Here is a 19,433-nt window from a genome sequence, read left to right as displayed (position 1 = left end):
GCTGTCAGCGCAAAGTTTGTTAATGATGAGGTTCGTGAATGCCCCGCAGTGTATGGTTCAAGGTTATTTTAGTACTGGCAGCCCTCTGGGCGCCGTTAAGTCAGGCCGATAGCGGATGGCAACCGATTCAGGAAACCATCCGCAAAAGCGAAAAAGATCCCCGACAGTATCAGGCGATTCGCCTGGATAATGGCATGGTGGTCCTGCTGGTTTCCGATCCGCAGGCGGTGAAATCACTGTCTGCGCTGGTGGTGCCCGTGGGGTCGCTGCAGGATCCTGTCGAACATCAGGGGCTGGCTCACTTTCTGGAGCACATGACGCTGATGGGCTCGCAAAACTATCCGCAGCCTGACAACCTCGCCGAATTCCTCAAAATGCACGGCGGCAGCCATAATGCCAGCACGGCCCCTTATCGCACCGCCTTCTATCTTGAAGTCGAAAACGATGCTCTCGACGGGGCGGTGGATCGGCTGGCGGATGCGATCGCGGCTCCGCTGCTGGATAAAAAATATGCTGACCGCGAGCGCAACGCGGTCAATGCCGAGCTGACCATGGCGCGTACCCGGGACGGGATGCGCATGGCGCAGGTGAGCGCCGAAACCATTAACCCGGCGCACCCGGCCGCGCATTTTTCCGGTGGTAACCTGGAAACCCTCGGCGACAAGCCCGGTAAACCGGTGCTCGACGCCCTGCATACTTTCCGCGACAGCTGGTACTCCGCGAATCTGATGAAAGCGGTGATTTACAGCAACAAACCGCTGCCGGAGCTGGCGAGCATTGCCGCCAGAACCTATGGCCGGGTAGAGAACCACAATATCAGCAAACCGGAAATTACCGTTCCGGTGGTGACCGATGCGCAAAAAGGCATCATCATTCACTACGTCCCGGCGATGCCGCGTAAAGTGCTGCGCGTTGAATTCCGTATTGATAACAATAGCGACCAGTTCCGTAGTAAAACCGACGAGCTGGTGACCTATATGATCGGTAACCGCAGTCCAGGAACGTTATCGGACTGGCTGCAGCAGCAAGGGCTGGTGGAAGGCATCCGCGCCGATTCCGACCCGGTGGTCAACGGCAACAGCGGGGTGCTGGCTATTTCCGCCACCCTGACCGATAAAGGCCTGGCGCATCGTGATGAAGTCGCGGCCGCGATCTTCAGCTATCTCAATGTGTTGCGTACTCAGGGTATCGACAAACGCTATTTCGATGAGCTGTCCCACGTTCTGGAGCTCGATTTTCGCTATCCATCGATAAACCGCGATATGGATTATGTGGAATGGCTGGCGGACACCATGATTCGCGTACCGGTGGAGCATGCGCTGGATGTGGTGAATATTGCTGACCGTTACGATCCGCAGGCGATTAAGGACCGGCTGGCGATGATGACGCCACAAAATGCGCGCGTGTGGTATATCAGCCCGCAGGAGCCGCATAACAAGAGCGCCTACTTCGTCAACGCGCCGTACCAGGTGGATAAAATCAGCACGCAGACCTTTGCCGACTGGCAGCAGAAGGCGAACGCTATCGACCTTAAACTGCCGGTGCTGAACCCCTACATACCTGACGATTTTACGCTGATCAAAAGCGATAAGGCCTACCCGCATCCGCAGCTGATCGTCGATGAGCCGACCCTGCGGGTGGTGTATGCGCCGAGCCAGTACTTCGCCAGCGAGCCGAAAGCCGATATCTCTCTGGTACTGCGTAATCCGCAGGCGATGGACAGCGCGCGCAGCCAGGTAATGTTTGCACTGAACGATTATCTGGCGGGCATCGCTCTTGACCAGCTCAGCAACCAGGCGGCGGTGGGCGGCATCTCCTTCTCAACCGGCGCCAATAACGGGCTGATGATGAATGCCAATGGCTACACCCAGCGGCTGCCGCAGCTGTTTACCGCGCTGCTGGACGGCTACTTTAGCTATACGCCAGACGAAGAACAGCTGGAACAGGCTAAATCCTGGTATGCCCAGATGATGGACTCGGCGGATAAAGGCAAAGCCTACGATCAGGCGATTATGCCGGTACAGATGCTGTCGCAGGTGCCCTATTTCCAGCGAGAAGAGCGCCGGGCGCTGCTGCCGTCGATAACCCTGAAAGAGGTGCTGGCGTACCGCGATAACCTGAAAGCGAAAGGGCGCCCGGAACTGCTGGTGATTGGCAACCTCAGCGCCGACCGGTCGATCGCGATGGCGCGCCAGATCCAACAGCAGCTGGGTGCCGACGGCGACGAGTGGTGTCGCAATAAAGATGTGCTGGTTGACAGCAAGCAAGTGGCGATTTTTGAAAAAGCCGGCAACAGCACCGATTCGGCGCTGGCCGCCGTCTTTGCGCCGCCGAACGTGGATGAATACAGCAGCACCGCCGCCAGCTCTCTGCTGGGGCAAATCGTTCAGCCGTGGTTCTATAATCAGCTGCGTACCGAAGAGCAGCTGGGCTATGCGGTCTTTGCCTTCCCGATGAACGTCGGTCGCCAGTGGGGATTGGGCTTTCTGTTGCAAAGCAGCGATAAACAGCCGGCTTTCCTCTGGCAGCGCTTCCAGGCATTCTTCCCGACGGCGGAAGCCAAGCTGCGGGCCATGAGTCCGCAAGAGTTTGCGCAAATTCAGCAGGCGGTGATAAGTCAGATGACCCAGGCGCCGCAAACCCTGGGCGGCGAAGCGTCGCAGCTGAGCAAAGATTTCGATCGCGGTAATATGCGTTTCGATTCACGTGATAAAGTAGTGGCTCAGATTAAACTGCTGACGCCGCAAAAACTTGCCGACTTCTTCCATCAGACGGTGGTGGATCCGCAGGGCATGGCGATATTGTCCCAGGTCTCCGGCAGCCAGAACGGCAAGACGGATTACGTCCATCCGCAGGGTGGTAAAGTCTGGGAAAACGTCAGCGCATTGCAGAAATCCTTACCCCTGATGCGAGAGAACGAATGACCGAAACCGCCGAGTCTCTGGATCCCCTGCGCTTGCCCCTGACGGGAGAGCGCCTGATAGAAGCCTCTGCGGGCACCGGAAAAACCTTTACCATCGCCGCGCTCTACCTGCGGCTGCTGCTGGGGCTTGGCGGTGAATCCGCCTTTCCTCGCGCGGTCAGCGTGGAAGAGCTGCTGGTGGTGACCTTCACCGAGGCGGCCACCGAAGAACTGCGTGGCCGTATTCGCAGCAATATCCACGAACTGCGCATTGCCTGCCTGCGTGACAGCGCGGCCGACCCCCTCTATGCCGCGCTGCTGGCAGAAATCCCCGATAAAAACCAGGCGGCGCAAACGCTGCTGCTGGCGGAACGGCAGATGGACGAAGCGGCGGTGTTCACCATCCACGGCTTCTGTCAGCGGATGCTCAGCCTGAACGCCTTTGAGTCCGGTATGCTGTTTGAGCAGCAGCTGATCGAGGATGAATCCCGGCTGCGCTATCAGGCCTGCGCTGACTTCTGGCGTCGGCATTGCTATCCGCTGCCGCGTGAGATCGCGGCCGTCATCCATGAGGCATGGAAAGGTCCCCGCGACCTGTTGAAATCTCTCGATCGCTGGTTGCAGGGTGAGGCCCCGCAGCTTAAATCTCCGCCAGCGCCAGAAGAGACGCTGGCCGAACGCCATCAGCAAATTATCGAGCGCATTAACGCCGTTAAAATGCAGTGGCGGGAGCAGGTTGGCGAGATTGACAGCGTGCTGGAGAATTCCGCTCTTGACCGGCGCAAGTTCAATCGCGGCAATCAGGGGAAATGGATCGAGAAGATCAGCGCCTGGGCGCAGGAAGAGACGCTCGGCTACCAGCTTCCTGAGGCGCTGGAAAAATTCTCTCAGGCCTTCTTGTATGAACGCACCAAAACGGGCGGCGAGCCGCCGGTGCATCCGCTGTTCAGCGCGATCGAGCAGCTGCTGGCGTCACCGCTGACGCTGACGGATCTGGTTATCGCCCGAGCGATGGTGGAAATTCGCGAAGCGGTCGCCCGGGAGAAGCGTCGTCGGGGTGAACTGGGCTTTGATGACATGCTTAGTCGGCTTGATGACGCCCTGCGCGGCGACAGCGGCGAAGCGTTGGCCAGCGCCATTCGTCAGCGTTTCCCGGTGGCGATGATTGATGAATTCCAGGATACCGACCCGCAGCAGTATCGCATTTTCCGTCGCATCTGGCGGCGGCAGCCGGAAACGGCGCTGCTGCTGATTGGCGACCCCAAGCAGGCCATCTATGCCTTTCGCGGCGCAGATATTTTTACCTATATGAAAGCGCGCGGCGACGTCACCGCCCACTATACGCTCGACACCAACTGGCGTTCTGCTCCTGGCATGGTGGAAAGCGTCAACCGCCTGTTCAGCCTGAGCGATAATCCGTTCATGTTCCGTGAGATCCCTTTTTTGCCGGTCAAATCGGCGGGGAAAAACCGCGGGCTGCGATTTACCGTCGATAACGACGCGGTGCCGGCGATGAACGTCTGGCTGATGCCCGGCGAAGCCGTTGGGGCGGGGGATTATCAGGCCTGGATGGCGCAGCTGTGCGCGACGCAAATTCGCGACTGGTTAAGCGCCGGCCAGCGGGGGAGCGCGCTGCTGTGGCGCGGCGAAAATGCCCGTCCGGTGCAGGCCTCTGATATCACGGTACTGGTGCGTAATCGCCAGGAAGCCTCGCTGATCCGCGATGCGCTACGGGCGCTTGCCATCCCGTCGGTGTACCTTTCCAATCGCGATAGCGTTTTTGAAACGCCGGAAGCGCAGGAGCTGCTGTGGGTGCTGCAGGCGGTGCTGGCCCCGGAACGCGAGAATACGCTGCGCAGCGCGCTGGCGACGGCGATATTCGGCCTCAATGCGTGGGATATTGAGTGTCTCAATCAGGACGAGCGGGCGTGGGACGCGCTGGTGGAGGAGTTCAGCGAATACCGGCAAATCTGGCGCCAGCGCGGCGTGATGCCGATGCTGCGCTCGCTGATGAGCGCCCGTCATATCGCGGAAAACCTGCTGGCGACGGCGGGAGGCGAACGCCGGTTAACCGACATCCTGCATATCAGCGAACTGTTACAGGAGGCGGCCAGCCAGCTGGAAAGCGAACATGCGCTGGTGCGCTGGCTGACGCAGCGCATCGCCGAACCGGACAGTAACGCTTCCAGCCAGCAGATGCGTCTGGAGAGCGATAAGCATCTGGTGCAAATCGTGACCGTGCATAAATCAAAAGGGCTGGAATACCCGCTGGTATGGTTGCCGTTTATTGCCCGTTTCCGTAAACAGGATCAGGCGTTTTATCACGATCGCGACTCTTTTGCCGCGGTCCTCGACCTCGGTCAGGAAGAGGGGAGTCTGGAGCTGGCGGAGGCGGAGCGTCTGGCCGAAGATTTACGTCTGCTGTACGTTGCGCTGACCCGTGCGGTCTGGCACTGCAGCCTCGGCGTTGCTCCCCTGAGCACCCGGCGCAGCGATAAGCCCGGGGCCAGCGATTTTCATCACAGCGCGCTGGGTCGGCTGCTGCAGGGCGGCGAAGCGCTGGATGCCGCCGGGCTGAGGGCGCGTTTGCAGGACTTCTGCTGCGACGATATCGCCCTGCAAACGCCCGCTGCGCCAGACGACACGCCATGGCAGGCGCCGCAGGAGGCCCTGCCGCCGCTGTCCGCGCGCAGGCTGACCCGCCCGGTGACCGATGACTGGCGGGTCACCAGCTATTCCGGGTTGCAGCAGCATGGCCACAGTTCGGCGCAGGAGTTGTTGCCGCGTCTTGACGTCGATGCCACAGGCGTCGGCGAGGTTGCCGAAGAGCCGCAGCTGACGCCGCATCAGTTTCCGCGCGGCGCATCGCCGGGGACATTTCTGCATAGCCTGTTTGAGGATCTCGATTTTACCCAGCCGGTCCCCGCCGACTGGATGGCAGAAAAGCTGCGGTCAGCGGGCTTCGATGAGCAGTGGACGCCGGTGCTGACGCAGTGGCTGGACGGCGTATTACGCACCCCGTTGCCGGGGGCGAGTATCGCGCTGAATCAGCTTACCGCCGGCGATAAACAGGTTGAAATGGCCTTCTATCTGCCGATTGAGCAACCGCTGGAGCCGCAGCGCCTGGATGCGTTGATTCGCCGCTACGATCCGCTTTCCGTCGATTGCCCCCCCCTGGATTTCCGTCAGGTCCGCGGCATGCTGAAAGGCTTTATCGACCTCGTGTTTCGCCATAACGATCGTTATTACCTGCTGGATTACAAATCGAACTGGCTGGGAGCGGACCGCGAGGCCTATACCCGGCAGGCGATGGACCAGGCCATGCGTACTCATCGTTATGATTTGCAGTATCAGCTCTACAGCCTGGCGCTGCATCGCTATCTGCGCCACCGTATTGCTGCCTATGATTACGAACGTCATTTCGGCGGCGTGATCTATCTTTTTTTACGCGGTATGGACGGGCAGGACGGCGGCCAGGGCATCTTTACCACCCGCCCGGCGCGGGCGCTGATTGACGGCATGGACGCGCTGTTTGCCGGAGACGTTCAGGAGGTCATGGCATGACGATGGATGAACTGTTGCTTGAAGCGGCAAATCAACGGTTGTTACGCCCGCTGGACGTGCAGTTTGCGCTGATGGTGGCGCAGGAAGCGCACCCGGCGGTAAAACTGGCGGCGGCGGTGCTCAGTCGGGATGCGGGCGAGGGCCACGTCTGTCTGCCGATTTCACGACTGCGCGCAGACGACCTGCTGAGCGGAAAAGCCAGCGATCTGCGTGAGCAGCTGCTGGCGCAGGCCGGTACGCCCGATGACTGGTCGGCGCTTCTACTCTCCTCGGCGGCGGTCAGCTGCGGCGATCGCCCGACGCCGATTATCCTCTGCGGCGAGCGGCTCTATCTTAACCGCATGTGGCGTAATGAGCTGACCGTCGCTCGCTTCTTTAACGAGGCGAATCAGGTGGTGGAGGTTGACGAGGCCCAGCTGGCCGCCACCCTGGACGCGCTGTTTCCCGCCAGTGCCGAGATCGACTGGCAAAAGGTCGCCGCCGCGGTGGCGCTGACCCGCCGTATCTCGGTCATTTCCGGCGGCCCCGGTACCGGGAAAACCACCACCGTCGCCAGGCTGCTGGCGGCGCTGATTCAGACCACCTGCCAGCCCCGCTGTCGTATTCGCCTGGCGGCGCCAACCGGGAAAGCCGCCGCGCGATTGACCGAGTCGCTGGGCGAGGCGCTGCGCCGCCTGCCGCTCACCGATGAGCAAAAAGCGTTGCTGCCTACCGAAGCCAGTACGCTGCATCGGCTGCTGGGGGCGCAGCCCGGCAGCCAGCGTATGCGTTATCATGCCGGCAACCCGTTACATCTGGACGTGCTGGTCGTCGATGAGGCCTCGATGATCGACCTGCCGATGATGGCGCGGCTGATTGACGCATTGCCGGAGCACGGGCGGGTGATTTTCCTTGGCGACCGCGACCAGCTGGCCTCCGTGGAAGCCGGGGCGGTGCTCGGCGATATTTGCGCCTGGGTGAACGCCGGCTATACCGCCGGGCGCGCGGCGCAGCTGAGCCGCTTGACCGGCCATTCGCTACCGGCGGGTGAAGGCGATATTGCCGGCGCGCTGCGCGACAGCCTGTGTCTGCTGCAAAAAAGCTACCGTTTTGGCAGCCATTCCGGCATTGGCCATCTGGCTCGCGCGGTGAACGGCGGCGATCGCCACGGCGTCCGGGCGACCCTACGTCAGCCGTTTGACGATATCGTTCTTCATGCGCTGAGCACCACGGAAGAATATGCCGCGATGCTCGACCAGGCGCAGGCGGGGTATGGCCGCTATCTGCAGCTGCTGCACGAAAGGGCCGAGCCGGAGGCGTTAATCGCCGCTTTCGGTGAATTCCAGCTGCTGTGCGCCCTGCGTGACGGCCCGTACGGCGTCAGCGGGCTCAATGAACAGCTGGAACAGATGCTCAACCGTAAACGAGTGATTACCCTGCCGCGACATGCGCGCTGGTATGAAGGTCGTCCGGTGATGATTTCACGCAACGATAGCGCACTGGGTCTGTTTAATGGCGATATCGGGATTGCGCTGGACCGCGGGGAAGGGCTTCGCGTCTGGTTCCCGATGGCGGATGGCAGCATTAAATCGGTGCAGCCGAGTCGCCTGCCGGATCACGATACCGCGTGGGCAATGACGGTGCATAAATCGCAGGGGTCGGAGTTCGACCATGCGGCATTGATTCTGCCGGCAAAGAGCGTTCCGCTGGTGACCCGCGAGCTGGTCTACACCGCGATTACGCGGGCGAAGCAGCAGCTGTCGATTTACGCCGATGAGCAGGTGCTGAGCCAGGCGATTGTCGCCCGCACCGAGCGGCGCAGCGGGCTGGCGGAGATCTTCGCCAGCCGCGAATAATCGCAATCTTCAGCTGTTATCGGAAGTCCCCGCCCGGTATTTCCCCGGCTGGCGCTACGCTTAGCCGGGCTACACGGGAGACGGGCCGGCGCCGGGGGCGGTGACATCAGCCGAGGTCGGCCATCAACACCTTGGAACGACGCTGGTAGTTGTACATCTCTTTCTTACTCTCCGGCAGCAGATCGATATCGACCGGGGTAAAGCCGCGTTCCTGGAACCAGTGAATGCTGCGGGTGGTGAGGACAAACAGTTTGCTCAACCCCATCTGCTTCGCCTGGGCGGCAATGCGGTTCAGCAGCATCTCCCCGCGCGATGAGCTGCGGTAATCCGGATGCACCGCGACGCAGGCCATCTCACCGATTTTTTCTTCCGGGAACGGATAGAGCGCGGCGCAGGCAATTGTCGTGTTATCGCGCTGAATGATGGTGAATTTATCTATTTCCATCTCCAGCTGCTCGCGGGAACGGCGCACCAGAATCCCCTGTTGCTCCAGCGGGCTGATCAGTTCAAGGATACCGCCAATATCGTTAATGGTGGCGCGGCGAATCTGCTCGGCGCTTTCCATGACGATCTGGGTCCCGATACCGTCGCGTGAGAACAGCTCCTGCAGTAACGCCCCATCTTCCTGGTAGCTGATCAGGTGGCAGCGCCGCACGCCGCTGCGGCAGGCCTTCACCGCGCCTCGCAGGAAACGCACCGTACCGGAGTTGTAATCTTCCTCCGCTTCCAGCTCTTCCACGCGAGCCTGCGCTTCGTTAGGAAACAGTTCGGAAACGATAACGCCATCCTGGTTATAGACGCCCTGCGACGAACAGAAGCCGATCATTTTTTCGGCCTTCAGCTTAATGGCCAGCTGAGTGGCAATCTCTTCCGAGGTCAGATTGAAGCTTTCGCCAGTAACCGAAACGGCAACCGGCCCCATCAGGACGATCGCGCCGTTATCCAGCTGGCGATGAATGGCCTCTTCATCAATACGGCGAATACGCCCGCTGTGGCAATAATCGACGCCATCGTCGACCCCCAGCGGCTGGGCGATAATAAAGTTGCCGCTCACCACGTTGATATGCGCGCCCTGCAGCGGGGTGTTATTCAGGCTCATCGACAGACGGGCGGTAATTTCCAGCTGCAGCATGCCCGCCGCCTGCTTAACCAGTTCGAGGGTTTTGCTATCCGTCACGCGGGTCTGTTTATGATAGATCGGCTCGTGATGGTGCTCCGCCAGGTTAGCGTCGATCTGTGGACGCGCGCCATAGACCACCACCAGGCGGATGCCCAGGCTATGCAAAAGGCCAATGTCATTGACAATGCTGGAGAAATTCTCATGCTCAATGGCTTCGCCGCCCAGCATGATGACAAACGTTTTCCCCCGGTGGGCGTTAATGTAGGGGACAGAATGGCGGAATCCTTCTACCAGTTCGGTGCGACGTTCCTTCACCATGACACAACCCTCAATGCATGATTATTCGTAATAAGTGTATTTTTATTCTGTTTTACTATTAAACGCAAGCCCAAATTTGCGGCAAAACTGATAAAAATCTGTGACCCAAAGCGTGCTGTCAAAGATTGTTTACCCTTTTATAGATGACAGGTTATGCGGCTTTCGTTAAAGTTTCCGGTCAATCTGTTCGTTTTGGGTTCAAATACGTCTTTATTGCTTGGGAGTGGCATGCCGGGATACAAGTCAGGGTTAAGCCGTCGTCGCTTTTTACAGGGGGCGGGCGCTATGTGGTTAATGAGCGTCAGTCCGGTAGGTTTCGCTGCCGTTGCGCAGGTCGTTGCCGTGCGCGTCTGGCCGTCGTCGACCTACACGCGCGTCACGCTAGAATCCAATCACGTGCTGAAATACCGGCAGTTTGCTTTAAGCAATCCGGAGCGGCTGGTTGTGGATCTGGAAGGGGTCAATCTGAACTCGGTGCTGAAAGGCATGGGCACCAGTATCCGCGACGACGATCCCTATATTAAGTCCGCCCGCGTCGGCCAGTTTGATCCGCAAACCGTGCGCATGGTATTTGAACTCAAGCAAGACGTGAAACCGCAGCTCTTCGCCCTCGCGCCGGTGGCGGGCTTTAAAGAACGTCTGGTGATGGATCTCTACCCGTCCACGGCGACGGATGTACAGGATCCGCTGCTGGCGCTGCTGGAAGATTACAACAAAGGCGATCTTGAGCGGCAGGTGCCGCCGGCGGAAAGCGGCCCTAAGCCGGGCAAAGCCGGGCGCGACCGGCCAATCGTTATTATGCTCGATCCGGGTCACGGCGGCGAAGACTCCGGCGCGGTGGGGAAATATCGTACCCGCGAGAAAGACGTGGTGCTGCAGATTGCTCGCCGGTTACGGGCGTTGATCGAGAAAGAGGGCAATATGAAGGCCTACATGACCCGCAACGAGGATGTCTTTATTCCGTTGAAGGTCCGCGTCGCGAAGGCGCAAAAACAGCGCGCCGACCTGTTCGTCTCGATTCACGCCGATGCCTTCACCAGCCGGCAGCCGCGCGGCTCTTCGGTGTTCGCGCTGTCCACCAAAGGCGCCACCAGTACCGCCGCGAAATACCTGGCGCAAACCCAGAACGCCTCCGACCTGGTGGGCGGCGTCAGCAAGAGCGGCGACCGCTATGTCGACCATACAATGTTCGACATGGTGCAATCGCTGACCATCGCCGATAGCCTGAAATTTGGTAAAGCGGTGCTGCAAAAAATGGGCAGGATTAACGATCTGCATAAGAACCAGGTTGAGCAGGCGGGCTTCGCGGTGCTGAAAGCGCCGGATATCCCGTCGATTCTGGTGGAAACGGCGTTTATCAGCAATGTCGAGGAAGAGCGCAAGCTGAAAACGGCTACCTTCCAGCAGCAGGTCGCGGAGTCGATTCTGGCGGGCATTAAGGCCTACTTTGCCGATAGCGCCACCCTGGCAAGGCTCGGCTAACCACACAGGAGCGGGCGATGGCCCTACTGAAGAGCGCGCACGGCGGCAATATCCGGGAGGCCGCCGCGCTGCTGGGCATCAACCCGGAGCAACTGCTGGATTTTAGCGCCAATATTAATCCCTTAGGGATGCCGGAAAGCTTAAAGCGCGCGCTCATCGACAATCTTGCGCGGGCGGAACGCTACCCTGACGTCGAATATCAACAGCTGCACGCCGCGCTGGCCGCGCATCATCAGATTCCCGCTTCCTGGATCCTCGCTGGCAATGGCGAAACCGAATCTATTTTCACCCTCGTTAACGGCCTCAGGCCGCGCCGGGCGATGATTGTCAAACCCGGCTTTGCCGAGTATCGCCGTGCGCTGCAGGCGGCGGGGTGCGCCATTGAGGAGTTTGCGCTACGTGAAGAGGAGGGCTGGCAGCTGAGCGGGAGGATGCTGCAGGCGCTGACGCCAGAGCTGGATTGTCTGTTCCTCTGTACGCCCAACAACCCCACCGGCTTGCTGCCGGAACGCCCGCTGCTGGAAGCGATTGCCGCGCGCTGTCAGGCGCTGGGGATTGCGCTCATCCTGGATGAAGCGTTTATCGATTTTATTCCCGACCAGCCGGGGTTTATCCCCCTTCTGCATGATAACCCGCATATCTGGGTGCTGCGTTCCCTGACCAAATTCTACGCCATTCCCGGCCTGCGTCTGGGGTATCTGATCAACAGCAATGAGCAGGCCGTCGCCCGGCTGCGTGAGCAGCAAATGCCGTGGTCTGTCAATGCGTTTGCCGCGCTGGCCGGGGAAATTATTCTCAAGGATCGCGCCTATCAGCAGGCCACCTGGCGATGGCTGGCCGAGGAAGGACGGCGTTTTTATCAGGCGCTCAGCCGGCTGCGCGGCCTGACGGTCTATCCGGGTCGAGCGAACTATCTGTTTTTACGCTGCGAGCTCCCGGAGGGCGACCTGCAGCAGGCGTTGCTTGCGCAGCATATTTTAATTCGCAGCTGCGCCAACTATCCGGGGCTGGGGGACGGTTATTTCCGCGTGGCGATCCGCAGCTATCAGGAAAACCAGCGCCTGCTTACGGCATTACATCATATTCTGGCTACCCGCCTCTGACTGCGCAAGCCGTCGCGACATCGCTGTGGCATAATGTCGTGCCTGATTGATCGACCATCAGGGCGAAAGCGAGCCGGGAGGCGTTCGCGAGATCAACCGACAGGTGCCAGGGAAGGGGGTGACGACTCCCCCGCAGCCCCCGTTGCTGTGATGCTGACGACCCCGTAAAGACCACCTGTCGCGAGATGGGGAAGGACGGGTAAGGATGACGCTAAGCCAGAAAACCTGCCTGTCGGTGATGACCAACAACTTCGGTGGGAAGTGGGTTGCTCAGAGGCGTACCGACGAAAGATTGCGGCGGGGGCCCCTTTACACCCCGACCACCCTGAACAGGAACAGGGTATGGCGGTAAGACTTGATGCATTTTTTCTCACCTGCCGGCAGAAGGCGAGGCTCGGGCGATGACGCTGCTTGCCTGGTGTACCGCGTGGCTCCTCGATTTTATGCTTGGCGATCCCCCGCACTGGCCCCATCCGGTGCGCTGGATGGGCAAACTCATCACCTTTGTGCAACCTATCATTCGCCGACACTGCCATCGCGACGGCGCGCTGCGGGCCGGCGGGGCGCTGCTGTGGCTGGTCGTGGTTGGCCTGACGTGGGGCATCACCTGGGGCGTGCTGCGGCTGGCGGAAAGCATCCATCCCTGGCTTGGCTGGGGGCTGGAGGTGTGGCTAATCTTTACGCTGCTGGCCGGCCGCTGCCTGGCGAGTTCCGCGCGTGAGGTCGAGCGTCCGCTGCGCGCGGGCGATCTGGCGCAGAGTCGGGAAAAACTCTCCTGGATTGTCGGGCGCGATACCTCGCGGCTCCAGCCTGCACAGATTAACCGCGCGGTGGTGGAGACGGTGGCGGAGAACACCGTCGACGGCATTATTGCGCCGCTGTTCTTCCTGCTGCTGGGAGGCGTACCGCTGGCGATGGCCTATAAAGCCATTAACACCCTCGACTCCATGGTCGGCTATAAGCAGGAAAAATACCGCGCGATAGGCATGGTCAGCGCTCGCCTTGACGATGTGGCGAATTTTATTCCCGCGCGCCTGAGCTGGCTGCTGTTGAGCCTCGCGGCGTTTCTATGCCGCAACGATGGCGCAGGCGCCCTGCGCATCGGCTGGCGCGATCGTTATCATCACAGCAGCCCCAACTGCGCCTGGTCAGAAGCCAGCGTGGCCGGCGCGCTGGGCATCCGGCTGGGGGGGCCAAACGACTATTTCGGCGAGCGGGTTGAAAAGCCGTGGATCGGCGATGCCGTACGTGACATCTCGCCAGACGATATTCCGCGGACGATTCGACTGATGTGGGTCGCTTCGACCCTGGCGCTGGCGCTGTTTATGCTGGTGCGCTATCTGCTGGCTGGCGTGGCCTGAAGATGAAACCTGGCGCGGCGGCAGAGCCGTTGCCGGATAATAGCAACACGGGACTGTAAAACAGATGCGAGCAAACGCGAGTGAGGAGGCGTCATGACGCAGGCAATCATGTTGCAGGGGACGGCGTCCGATGTCGGCAAAAGCGTACTGGTCGCCGGTCTGTGCCGGATTTTTTATCAAGACGGCCTGCGAACGGCGCCGTTTAAATCGCAGAATATGGCGCTGAACTCCGGGATTACCGCCGATGGCAAAGAGATGGGCCGGGCGCAGATCTTTCAGGCGGAAGCGGCGGGCATCGCGCCGGATGTGCGGATGAATCCCATTTTGTTGAAGCCCACCAGCGATCTCAACGCCCAGGTGGTACTGATGGGCAAAGTGGCGAGCAATATGGATGCGGTGAGCTATCACGAGTACAAACCGCGTCTGCGTGAACAGATCCTCGCGGTGTACCGCAGCCTGGCGCAGGAGTATGAGGTGCTGGTGCTTGAGGGGGCCGGCAGCCCGGCGGAGATTAACCTGCGCGATCGCGATATCGTCAACATGGGAATGGCGGAGATGGCGCAGTGCCCGGTGATTCTCGTCGCCGATATCGATCGCGGCGGCGTGTTTGCCGCGATCTACGGGACGCTGGCGCTACTCCAGCCCCAGGAACGCGCCAGAGTGAAAGGGGTGATCATCAATAAATTCCGCGGCGATGTGGCGCTGCTGCACTCGGGGATTGAGCAGATCGAAGCGCTAACCGGCGTGCCCGTGCTCGGCGTGTTGCCGTGGCTGGAGATCGATCTGGAAGATGAAGACAGCGTGGCGCTGCAGAAAGGGAAGTATCCCGGTAGCGCAAAGCGTGAGATCGATATTGCGGTCGTACAGCTGCCGCATACCTCGAACTTTACCGATTTCAACGCCCTCGCGGCGCAGCCGGACGTCCGCGTGCGCTACGTTCGTTATCCGCAGGATCTGGCGGCGAGCGACCTGATTATCCTGCCTGGCAGCAAAAATACCCTCGGCGACCTGGTATGGCTGCGGGAAAGCGGCATGGAGCAGGGCATACTGCAGGCGCATCGTCAGGGCATACCGGTGCTGGGGATCTGCGGCGGCTATCAGATGCTGGGCGAGACGATTAGCGATGACGTGGAGTCCGGGCTGGGGGAATTAGCTGGCCTGGGCCTGCTCAATACCGTGACGCGGTTTGCGCGGCATAAAACCACGACCCGGGTTGAGGCGACGATGTCGGCTGCGCTTCCCGGCTGGCTGGCGGGGGCTGGCGCCCTGAAAGTGCGTGGCTATGAAATTCATATGGGTGAAACTACCCTGCAAGGCGATTGTCAGCCGCTGATGCGGCTGGAGAAAAACGGGCAGCCGGTAGCGGACGGGGCGATGACGGAAGACGGGCTGGCGTTTGGCACCTATCTGCACGGTTTGTTCGACAGTGACGATTTCACCCGCGCGCTGGTTAACGGCCTGCGTGAACGCAAGGGGCTGCCGGCGCTGGACGTCATGGTTCACTACGCCCGGTACAAATCGCAGCAGTTTGATGTGCTGGCCGCCGCCATGCGTCAGCATATCGATATCGAAAAAATCTACCGCATCATGCAGCAGCATCAGGAGCCATCATGCTGATTCTGGTTACCGGCGGCGCCCGCAGCGGAAAAAGCCGCCACGCCGAGGACTTAATCGCCGGTTCGCCGCGGGTATTGTATCTCGCCACCTCGCAGATCGTTGACGACGAAATGGCGGCGCGAATTCAGCATCACCGCGATAGCCGACCGGCGCACTGGCGTACCGCCGAGCGCGGGCGCCACCTCGCGCAGCTGATTACGCCGGACAACGACCCGCAGGAGGCCATCCTGCTGGAGTGTATTACCACCCTGGTGACGAATATCCTGTTTGCCCTGGGGGGCGATAGCGATCCCGACGGCTGGGATTATGCGGCAATGGAACGGCAGATTGACGATGAAATCGCGACGTTGATTGCGGCCTGCCGACGTTGTCCGGCAAAGGTGGTGCTGGTCACCAATGAGGTGGGCATGGGGATTGTCCCGGAAAATCGCCTTGCGCGGCATTTCCGGGATATCGCTGGCCGGGTTAACCAGCGTCTGGCTGCGGCGGCGGATGAGGTCTGGCTGGTGGTATCCGGGATTGGAGTCAAAATAAAATGATCAAATTGTTCTGGGCAACGCTCTCTTTTCTCAGCCGTTTACCGGTGCCGGCGCGCTGGTCGCAGGGGCTGGAAATCGATCGGTATGTTCACGGCATTGTCACTTTTCCCCTGGTCGGAGCGCTGCTGGGGTTACTGAGCGGACTGGTGTTTCTCGCCATGCAAGCGTGGTGCGGTATCCCACTCGCGGCCCTGTTTTGTATTCTGGCGCTGGCGCTGCTGACCGGCGGTTTTCACCTCGATGGCCTGGCCGATACCTGCGATGGGGTATTCTCCGCCCGTGGCCGGGAGCGGATGCTGGAGATCATGCGCGACAGCAGGCTGGGAACCCACGGCGGGCTGGCGCTGATTTTTGTTCTGCTGGCGAAAGTGCTGGTGGTCAGCGAACTGGCGCTGCGCGGAACGCCGATGCTGGCTGCGCTGGCGGCCGCTTGCGCCGTGGGGCGGGGCGTCGCCGTGCTGCTGATGTACCGCCATCGCTACGCCCGGGAAGAGGGACTGGGCAATGTGTTTATCGGCAAAGTGAGCGGGCGCCAGACCTGCGTCACGCTGGGGTTGGCGGCGATCCTCGCCGCCATGCTGCTGCCGGGTATGCACGGCGTGGTCGCCATGGGGATCGCCATGGCGGCCATGTTTATCCTTGGGCAATTGCTGAAACGCACCCTCGGCGGGCAGACCGGCGATACGCTGGGGGCGGCTATTGAACTGGGTGAACTGATCTTTCTGCTGGCTCTGCTGTAGGCCAGAGCAAACCGCGCGAACGCTGAAGCCGGCGTTCTCCGCACCAGGATGCCCTGTCGGCTGCGAGGGGAAATCATATGGTTTTGCTGTCAGACGAGAAGATTTCAGCCTCAGGGGGGAACGGCAGGGGAGCGCAGAAACAAAAAAACACCCGTCAGGGTGTTCATTGTGTTGGTTGCGGGGGCCGGATTTGAACCGACGACCTTCGGGTTATGAGCCCGACGAGCTACCAGGCTGCTCCACCCCGCGTCCGTCTTTACTCTTCATCGAGTAAACTGTGCATCAGATTTTAAATTGGTTGCGGGGGCCGGATTTGAACCGACGACCTTCGGGTTATGAGCCCGACGAGCTACCAGGCTGCTCCACCCCGCGTCCGTCTTTACTCTTCCATCAAGTAAAGTTTACTGCTATCTGATTTTAATTGGTTGCGGGGGCCGGATTTGAACCGACGACCTTCGGGTTATGAGCCCGACGAGCTACCAGGCTGCTCCACCCCGCGTCCGTGGAAGCGCACTATACTCTGCTCGCGTTCTGATGCAACCCTTTTTCAGTAAAATCATCAAATTTGTAATAAATGGTGTATAAAGAATCACTTTCAGCTTGTTTTTTGAGCGAAATTGTATTTGTCGTGCGGTGGTGCATTTCAATAGCCCTGGCGGTTTGCTATCTTCCCTCATCACCCACCGGGGCCAGGCAGCAAAAGAAGAGATACCATGAAAGGATGTTGGGCAAAGTATGTAGCAACAGGGGCAATGCTGGCGATGCTCGCTGCCTGTTCCTCAAAACCGACCGATCGCGGTCAACAGTATAATGAAGGGAAGTTTTCCCAGCCGTTTTCGCTGGTTAACCAGCCTGATGCGGTCGGCTCGCCGATCAACGCCGGCGACTTCTCCGAGCAGGTCAGACAGATTCAGAGCGCCGCGCCGCGTCTCTATAATAGCCAGAGCAACGTCTATAACGCCCTCCAGCAGTGGCTGCGCGCCGGTGGGGATACCCGCACGCTGAGCCAGTTCGGGATTGATGCCTGGCAGATGCAGGGCGCCGACAGCTACGGCAACGTCCAGTTCACCGGCTACTATACTCCGGTGATCCAGGCGCGGCATACTCGCCAGGGCGAGTTCCAGTACCCGATTTATCGCATGCCGCCGAAGCGCGGTAAGCTGCCGTCCCGCGCCAGCATCTATGCCGGCGCGCTGAGCGACAACTATATTCTGGCCTACAGCAACTCGCTGATGGATAACTTCATTATGGACGTGCAGGGCAGCGGCTATATTGATTTTGGCGACGGCTCGCCGCTGAACTTCTTTAGCTATGCCGGGAAGAACGGCTGGTCATATCGTAGTATCGGTAAAGTCCTGATCGATCGCGGCGAAGTGAAGAAAGAAGATATGTCGATGCAGGCGATTCGCGAATGGGGTGAAAAACATAGCGAGGCCGAAGTTCGTGAGCTGCTGGAACAGAACCCGTCGTTTGTCTTCTTTAAACCGCAGTCTTTTGCTCCGGTGAAAGGCGCCAGCGCGGTGCCGCTGATTGGTCGCGCCTCGGTGGCTTCCGACCGCAGCATTATCCCGCCGGGCACCACCTTGCTGGCGGAGGTCCCGCTGCTGGATAATAACGGCAAGTTTAACGGCCAGTATGAGCTGCGGCTGATGGTGGCGCTGGATGTTGGCGGCGCGATTAAAGGCCAGCACTTCGATATCTACCAGGGTATCGGGGCGGATGCCGGGCATCGCGCCGGTTGGTATAACCACTATGGCCGCGTGTGGGTGCTGAAAAATGCGCCGGGCGCGGGTAACGTCTTTAGCGGGTAAGTTGGCACTTTCCCGGCCCCCCGGTTGCACAGTGCCGACCGGGGCGGCGAAAGCGTGCGCTCAGCTTGCCCGGATCCGTCGATGACGGTGTATCCGGGTTCTCCCATTTTATTCTGAGGTTTTATGTCTGTTGTAATCAGCGACGCCTGGCGCCAGCGTTTTGGCGGTACGGCGCGTTTATATGGTGAAAAAGCGCTGCAATGCTTTGCCGACGCGCATGTCTGCGTCGTCGGTATCGGCGGCGTCGGTTCCTGGGCCGCCGAAGCGCTGGCAAGAACCGGTATCGGCGCGATCACCCTTATTGATATGGACGATGTTTGCGTCACCAACACCAACCGGCAGGTGCATGCCCTCGGAGGCAACGTCGGGCTGGCGAAAGCGGAAGTGATGGCGGAGCGTATTCACCTGATTAACCCGGAATGCCAGGTGACGGTGATTGACGACTTTGTGACGCCGGAGAATGTGGCCGGGTACATGGGGGCGGGCTTTAGCTACGTGATTGACGCCATTGATAGCGTGCGTCCCAAGGCGGCGCTTATTGCCTATTGCCGCCGTTATAAAGTGCCGCTGGTCACCACCGGCGGAGCGGGCGGGCAAATCGATCCGACGCAGATTCAGGTGGCCGATCTGGCGAAAACCATTCAGGACCCGCTGGCGGCGAAGCTGCGTGAAAGGCTGAAAGGCCAGTTCGGGGTGGTGAAAAACAGTAAAGGTAAGCTGGGCGTGGATTGCGTCTTCTCGACCGAAGCGCTGGTGTATCCGCAGGCTGATGGCAGCGTCTGCGCGATGAAAAGCACCGCCGAAGGCCCGAAGCGGATGGATTGCGCCTCCGGCTTTGGCGCCGCGACGATGGTAACCGCCACCTTTGGTTTTGTCGCCGTCTCCCACGCGTTAAAGAAAATGCTGGCGAAGGCGGAGCGTCAGGGGTAAGGGGCGGGCTGTCCGCGGATCGCGGCGTAAACCCTTATCGGGCTATCACCCATCTTCACCCCGGCGCCAGCTCGTCTCCCCGGTGCCCGGATCCTGGCGCCAGCCGGGGAA

General features: G+C 60.1%; 12 protein-coding genes, 3 tRNA genes and 1 riboswitch. Of the genes, 11 read left to right on the top strand and 4 right to left on the bottom strand.

The window, feature by feature from the left end; all coding sequences use genetic code 11:
• Nucleotides 1–38 precede the first annotated feature (38 nt).
• From ptrA to recD, 3 genes are read left to right on the top strand one after another with little or no spacing between them, the layout of a single operon-like run.
• Nucleotides 39–2,924, top strand: coding sequence for a pitrilysin (ptrA, locus tag EDF73_RS18465; protein ID WP_132730511.1), 2,886 nt, complete (start codon nucleotides 39–41; stop codon nucleotides 2,922–2,924).
• The gene (recB, locus tag EDF73_RS18460; protein ID WP_132730510.1) at nucleotides 2,921–6,466 is read left to right on the top strand and encodes an exodeoxyribonuclease V subunit beta; all 3,546 of its coding nucleotides are present in this window, start codon (nucleotides 2,921–2,923) and stop codon (nucleotides 6,464–6,466) included. Before ptrA ends, recB begins: the two co-directional genes overlap by 4 nt.
• The gene (gene recD, locus EDF73_RS18455) at nucleotides 6,463–8,301 is read left to right on the top strand and encodes an exodeoxyribonuclease V subunit alpha (protein WP_132730509.1); all 1,839 of its coding nucleotides are present in this window, start codon (nucleotides 6,463–6,465) and stop codon (nucleotides 8,299–8,301) included. The genes recB and recD overlap by 4 nt, the downstream gene beginning before the upstream one ends.
• A gap of 106 nt (nucleotides 8,302–8,407) precedes the next feature.
• Here recD and argA read toward each other — a convergent pair whose 3' ends face one another.
• A complete protein-coding gene (gene argA / locus EDF73_RS18450) occupies nucleotides 8,408–9,739 on the bottom strand; it encodes an amino-acid N-acetyltransferase (RefSeq protein ID WP_132730508.1) in 1,332 nt (443 codons plus the stop codon).
• Between the two features lie 228 nt (nucleotides 9,740–9,967).
• Here argA and amiC point away from each other — a divergent pair, with 228 nt between their 5' ends.
• The 6 genes from amiC (at nucleotide 9,968) to cobS (ending at nucleotide 16,581) form a co-directional block, all read left to right on the top strand.
• The gene (gene amiC / locus EDF73_RS18445) at nucleotides 9,968–11,221 is read left to right on the top strand and encodes an N-acetylmuramoyl-L-alanine amidase AmiC (RefSeq protein WP_132730507.1); all 1,254 of its coding nucleotides are present in this window, start codon (nucleotides 9,968–9,970) and stop codon (nucleotides 11,219–11,221) included.
• 17 nt (nucleotides 11,222–11,238) lie between these two features.
• Entirely contained in the window at nucleotides 11,239–12,324 is a 1,086-nt protein-coding gene (gene cobD / locus EDF73_RS18440) for a threonine-phosphate decarboxylase CobD (protein ID WP_132730506.1), read from the top strand.
• 84 nt (nucleotides 12,325–12,408) lie between these two features.
• A riboswitch (cobalamin riboswitch) is annotated at nucleotides 12,409–12,572 on the top strand.
• A 153-nt stretch (nucleotides 12,573–12,725) separates the two neighbouring features.
• Complete coding sequence (gene cbiB / locus EDF73_RS18435; RefSeq protein ID WP_132730505.1) at nucleotides 12,726–13,685, top strand: adenosylcobinamide-phosphate synthase CbiB; 960 nt, start codon at nucleotides 12,726–12,728, stop codon at nucleotides 13,683–13,685.
• Nucleotides 13,686–13,778: 93 nt separating this feature from the next.
• A complete protein-coding gene (locus EDF73_RS18430) occupies nucleotides 13,779–15,302 on the top strand; it encodes a cobyric acid synthase (RefSeq protein ID WP_132730504.1) in 1,524 nt (507 codons plus the stop codon).
• Nucleotides 15,296–15,841 (top strand): bifunctional adenosylcobinamide kinase/adenosylcobinamide-phosphate guanylyltransferase, encoded by a 546-nt coding sequence (gene cobU, locus EDF73_RS18425; protein WP_132730503.1) that lies wholly within the window; start codon nucleotides 15,296–15,298, stop codon nucleotides 15,839–15,841. Before EDF73_RS18430 ends, cobU begins: the two co-directional genes overlap by 7 nt.
• Complete coding sequence (cobS, locus tag EDF73_RS18420; protein WP_132730502.1) at nucleotides 15,838–16,581, top strand: adenosylcobinamide-GDP ribazoletransferase; 744 nt, start codon at nucleotides 15,838–15,840, stop codon at nucleotides 16,579–16,581. The genes cobU and cobS overlap by 4 nt, the downstream gene beginning before the upstream one ends.
• 172 nt (nucleotides 16,582–16,753) lie before the next feature.
• Here the strand turns inward: cobS and EDF73_RS18415 are convergent.
• From EDF73_RS18415 to EDF73_RS18405, 3 genes are all read right to left on the bottom strand, one after another.
• Nucleotides 16,754–16,830: transfer RNA gene (locus EDF73_RS18415), tRNA-Met, on the bottom strand.
• A 46-nt stretch (nucleotides 16,831–16,876) separates the two neighbouring features.
• Nucleotides 16,877–16,953 (bottom strand) — tRNA-Met (locus tag EDF73_RS18410).
• Nucleotides 16,954–17,003: 50 nt separating this feature from the next.
• Nucleotides 17,004–17,080, bottom strand: a tRNA-Met gene (locus EDF73_RS18405).
• 214 nt (nucleotides 17,081–17,294) lie between these two features.
• On the opposite strand from EDF73_RS18405, the gene mltA reads away from it, so the two are divergent.
• Nucleotides 17,295–18,392 carry a murein transglycosylase A gene (mltA, locus tag EDF73_RS18400; protein ID WP_132730501.1) on the top strand — a complete coding sequence of 366 codons (1,098 nt, stop codon included), beginning with the start codon at nucleotides 17,295–17,297 and terminating at the stop codon, nucleotides 18,390–18,392.
• A gap of 123 nt (nucleotides 18,393–18,515) precedes the next feature.
• Nucleotides 18,516–19,322 carry a tRNA cyclic N6-threonylcarbamoyladenosine(37) synthase TcdA gene (gene tcdA / locus EDF73_RS18395; RefSeq protein ID WP_132730500.1) on the top strand — a complete coding sequence of 269 codons (807 nt, stop codon included), beginning with the start codon at nucleotides 18,516–18,518 and terminating at the stop codon, nucleotides 19,320–19,322.
• Nucleotides 19,323–19,433: the final 111 nt, after the last annotated feature.

Origin of the sequence: Klebsiella sp. BIGb0138, from assembly GCF_004342285.1 — a bacterium.
Classification (GTDB): Bacteria; Pseudomonadota; Gammaproteobacteria; order Enterobacterales; family Enterobacteriaceae; genus Klebsiella.
Note: the sequence above shows the minus strand (reverse complement) of the source record. Positions and strands in the feature narration are given on the sequence as shown.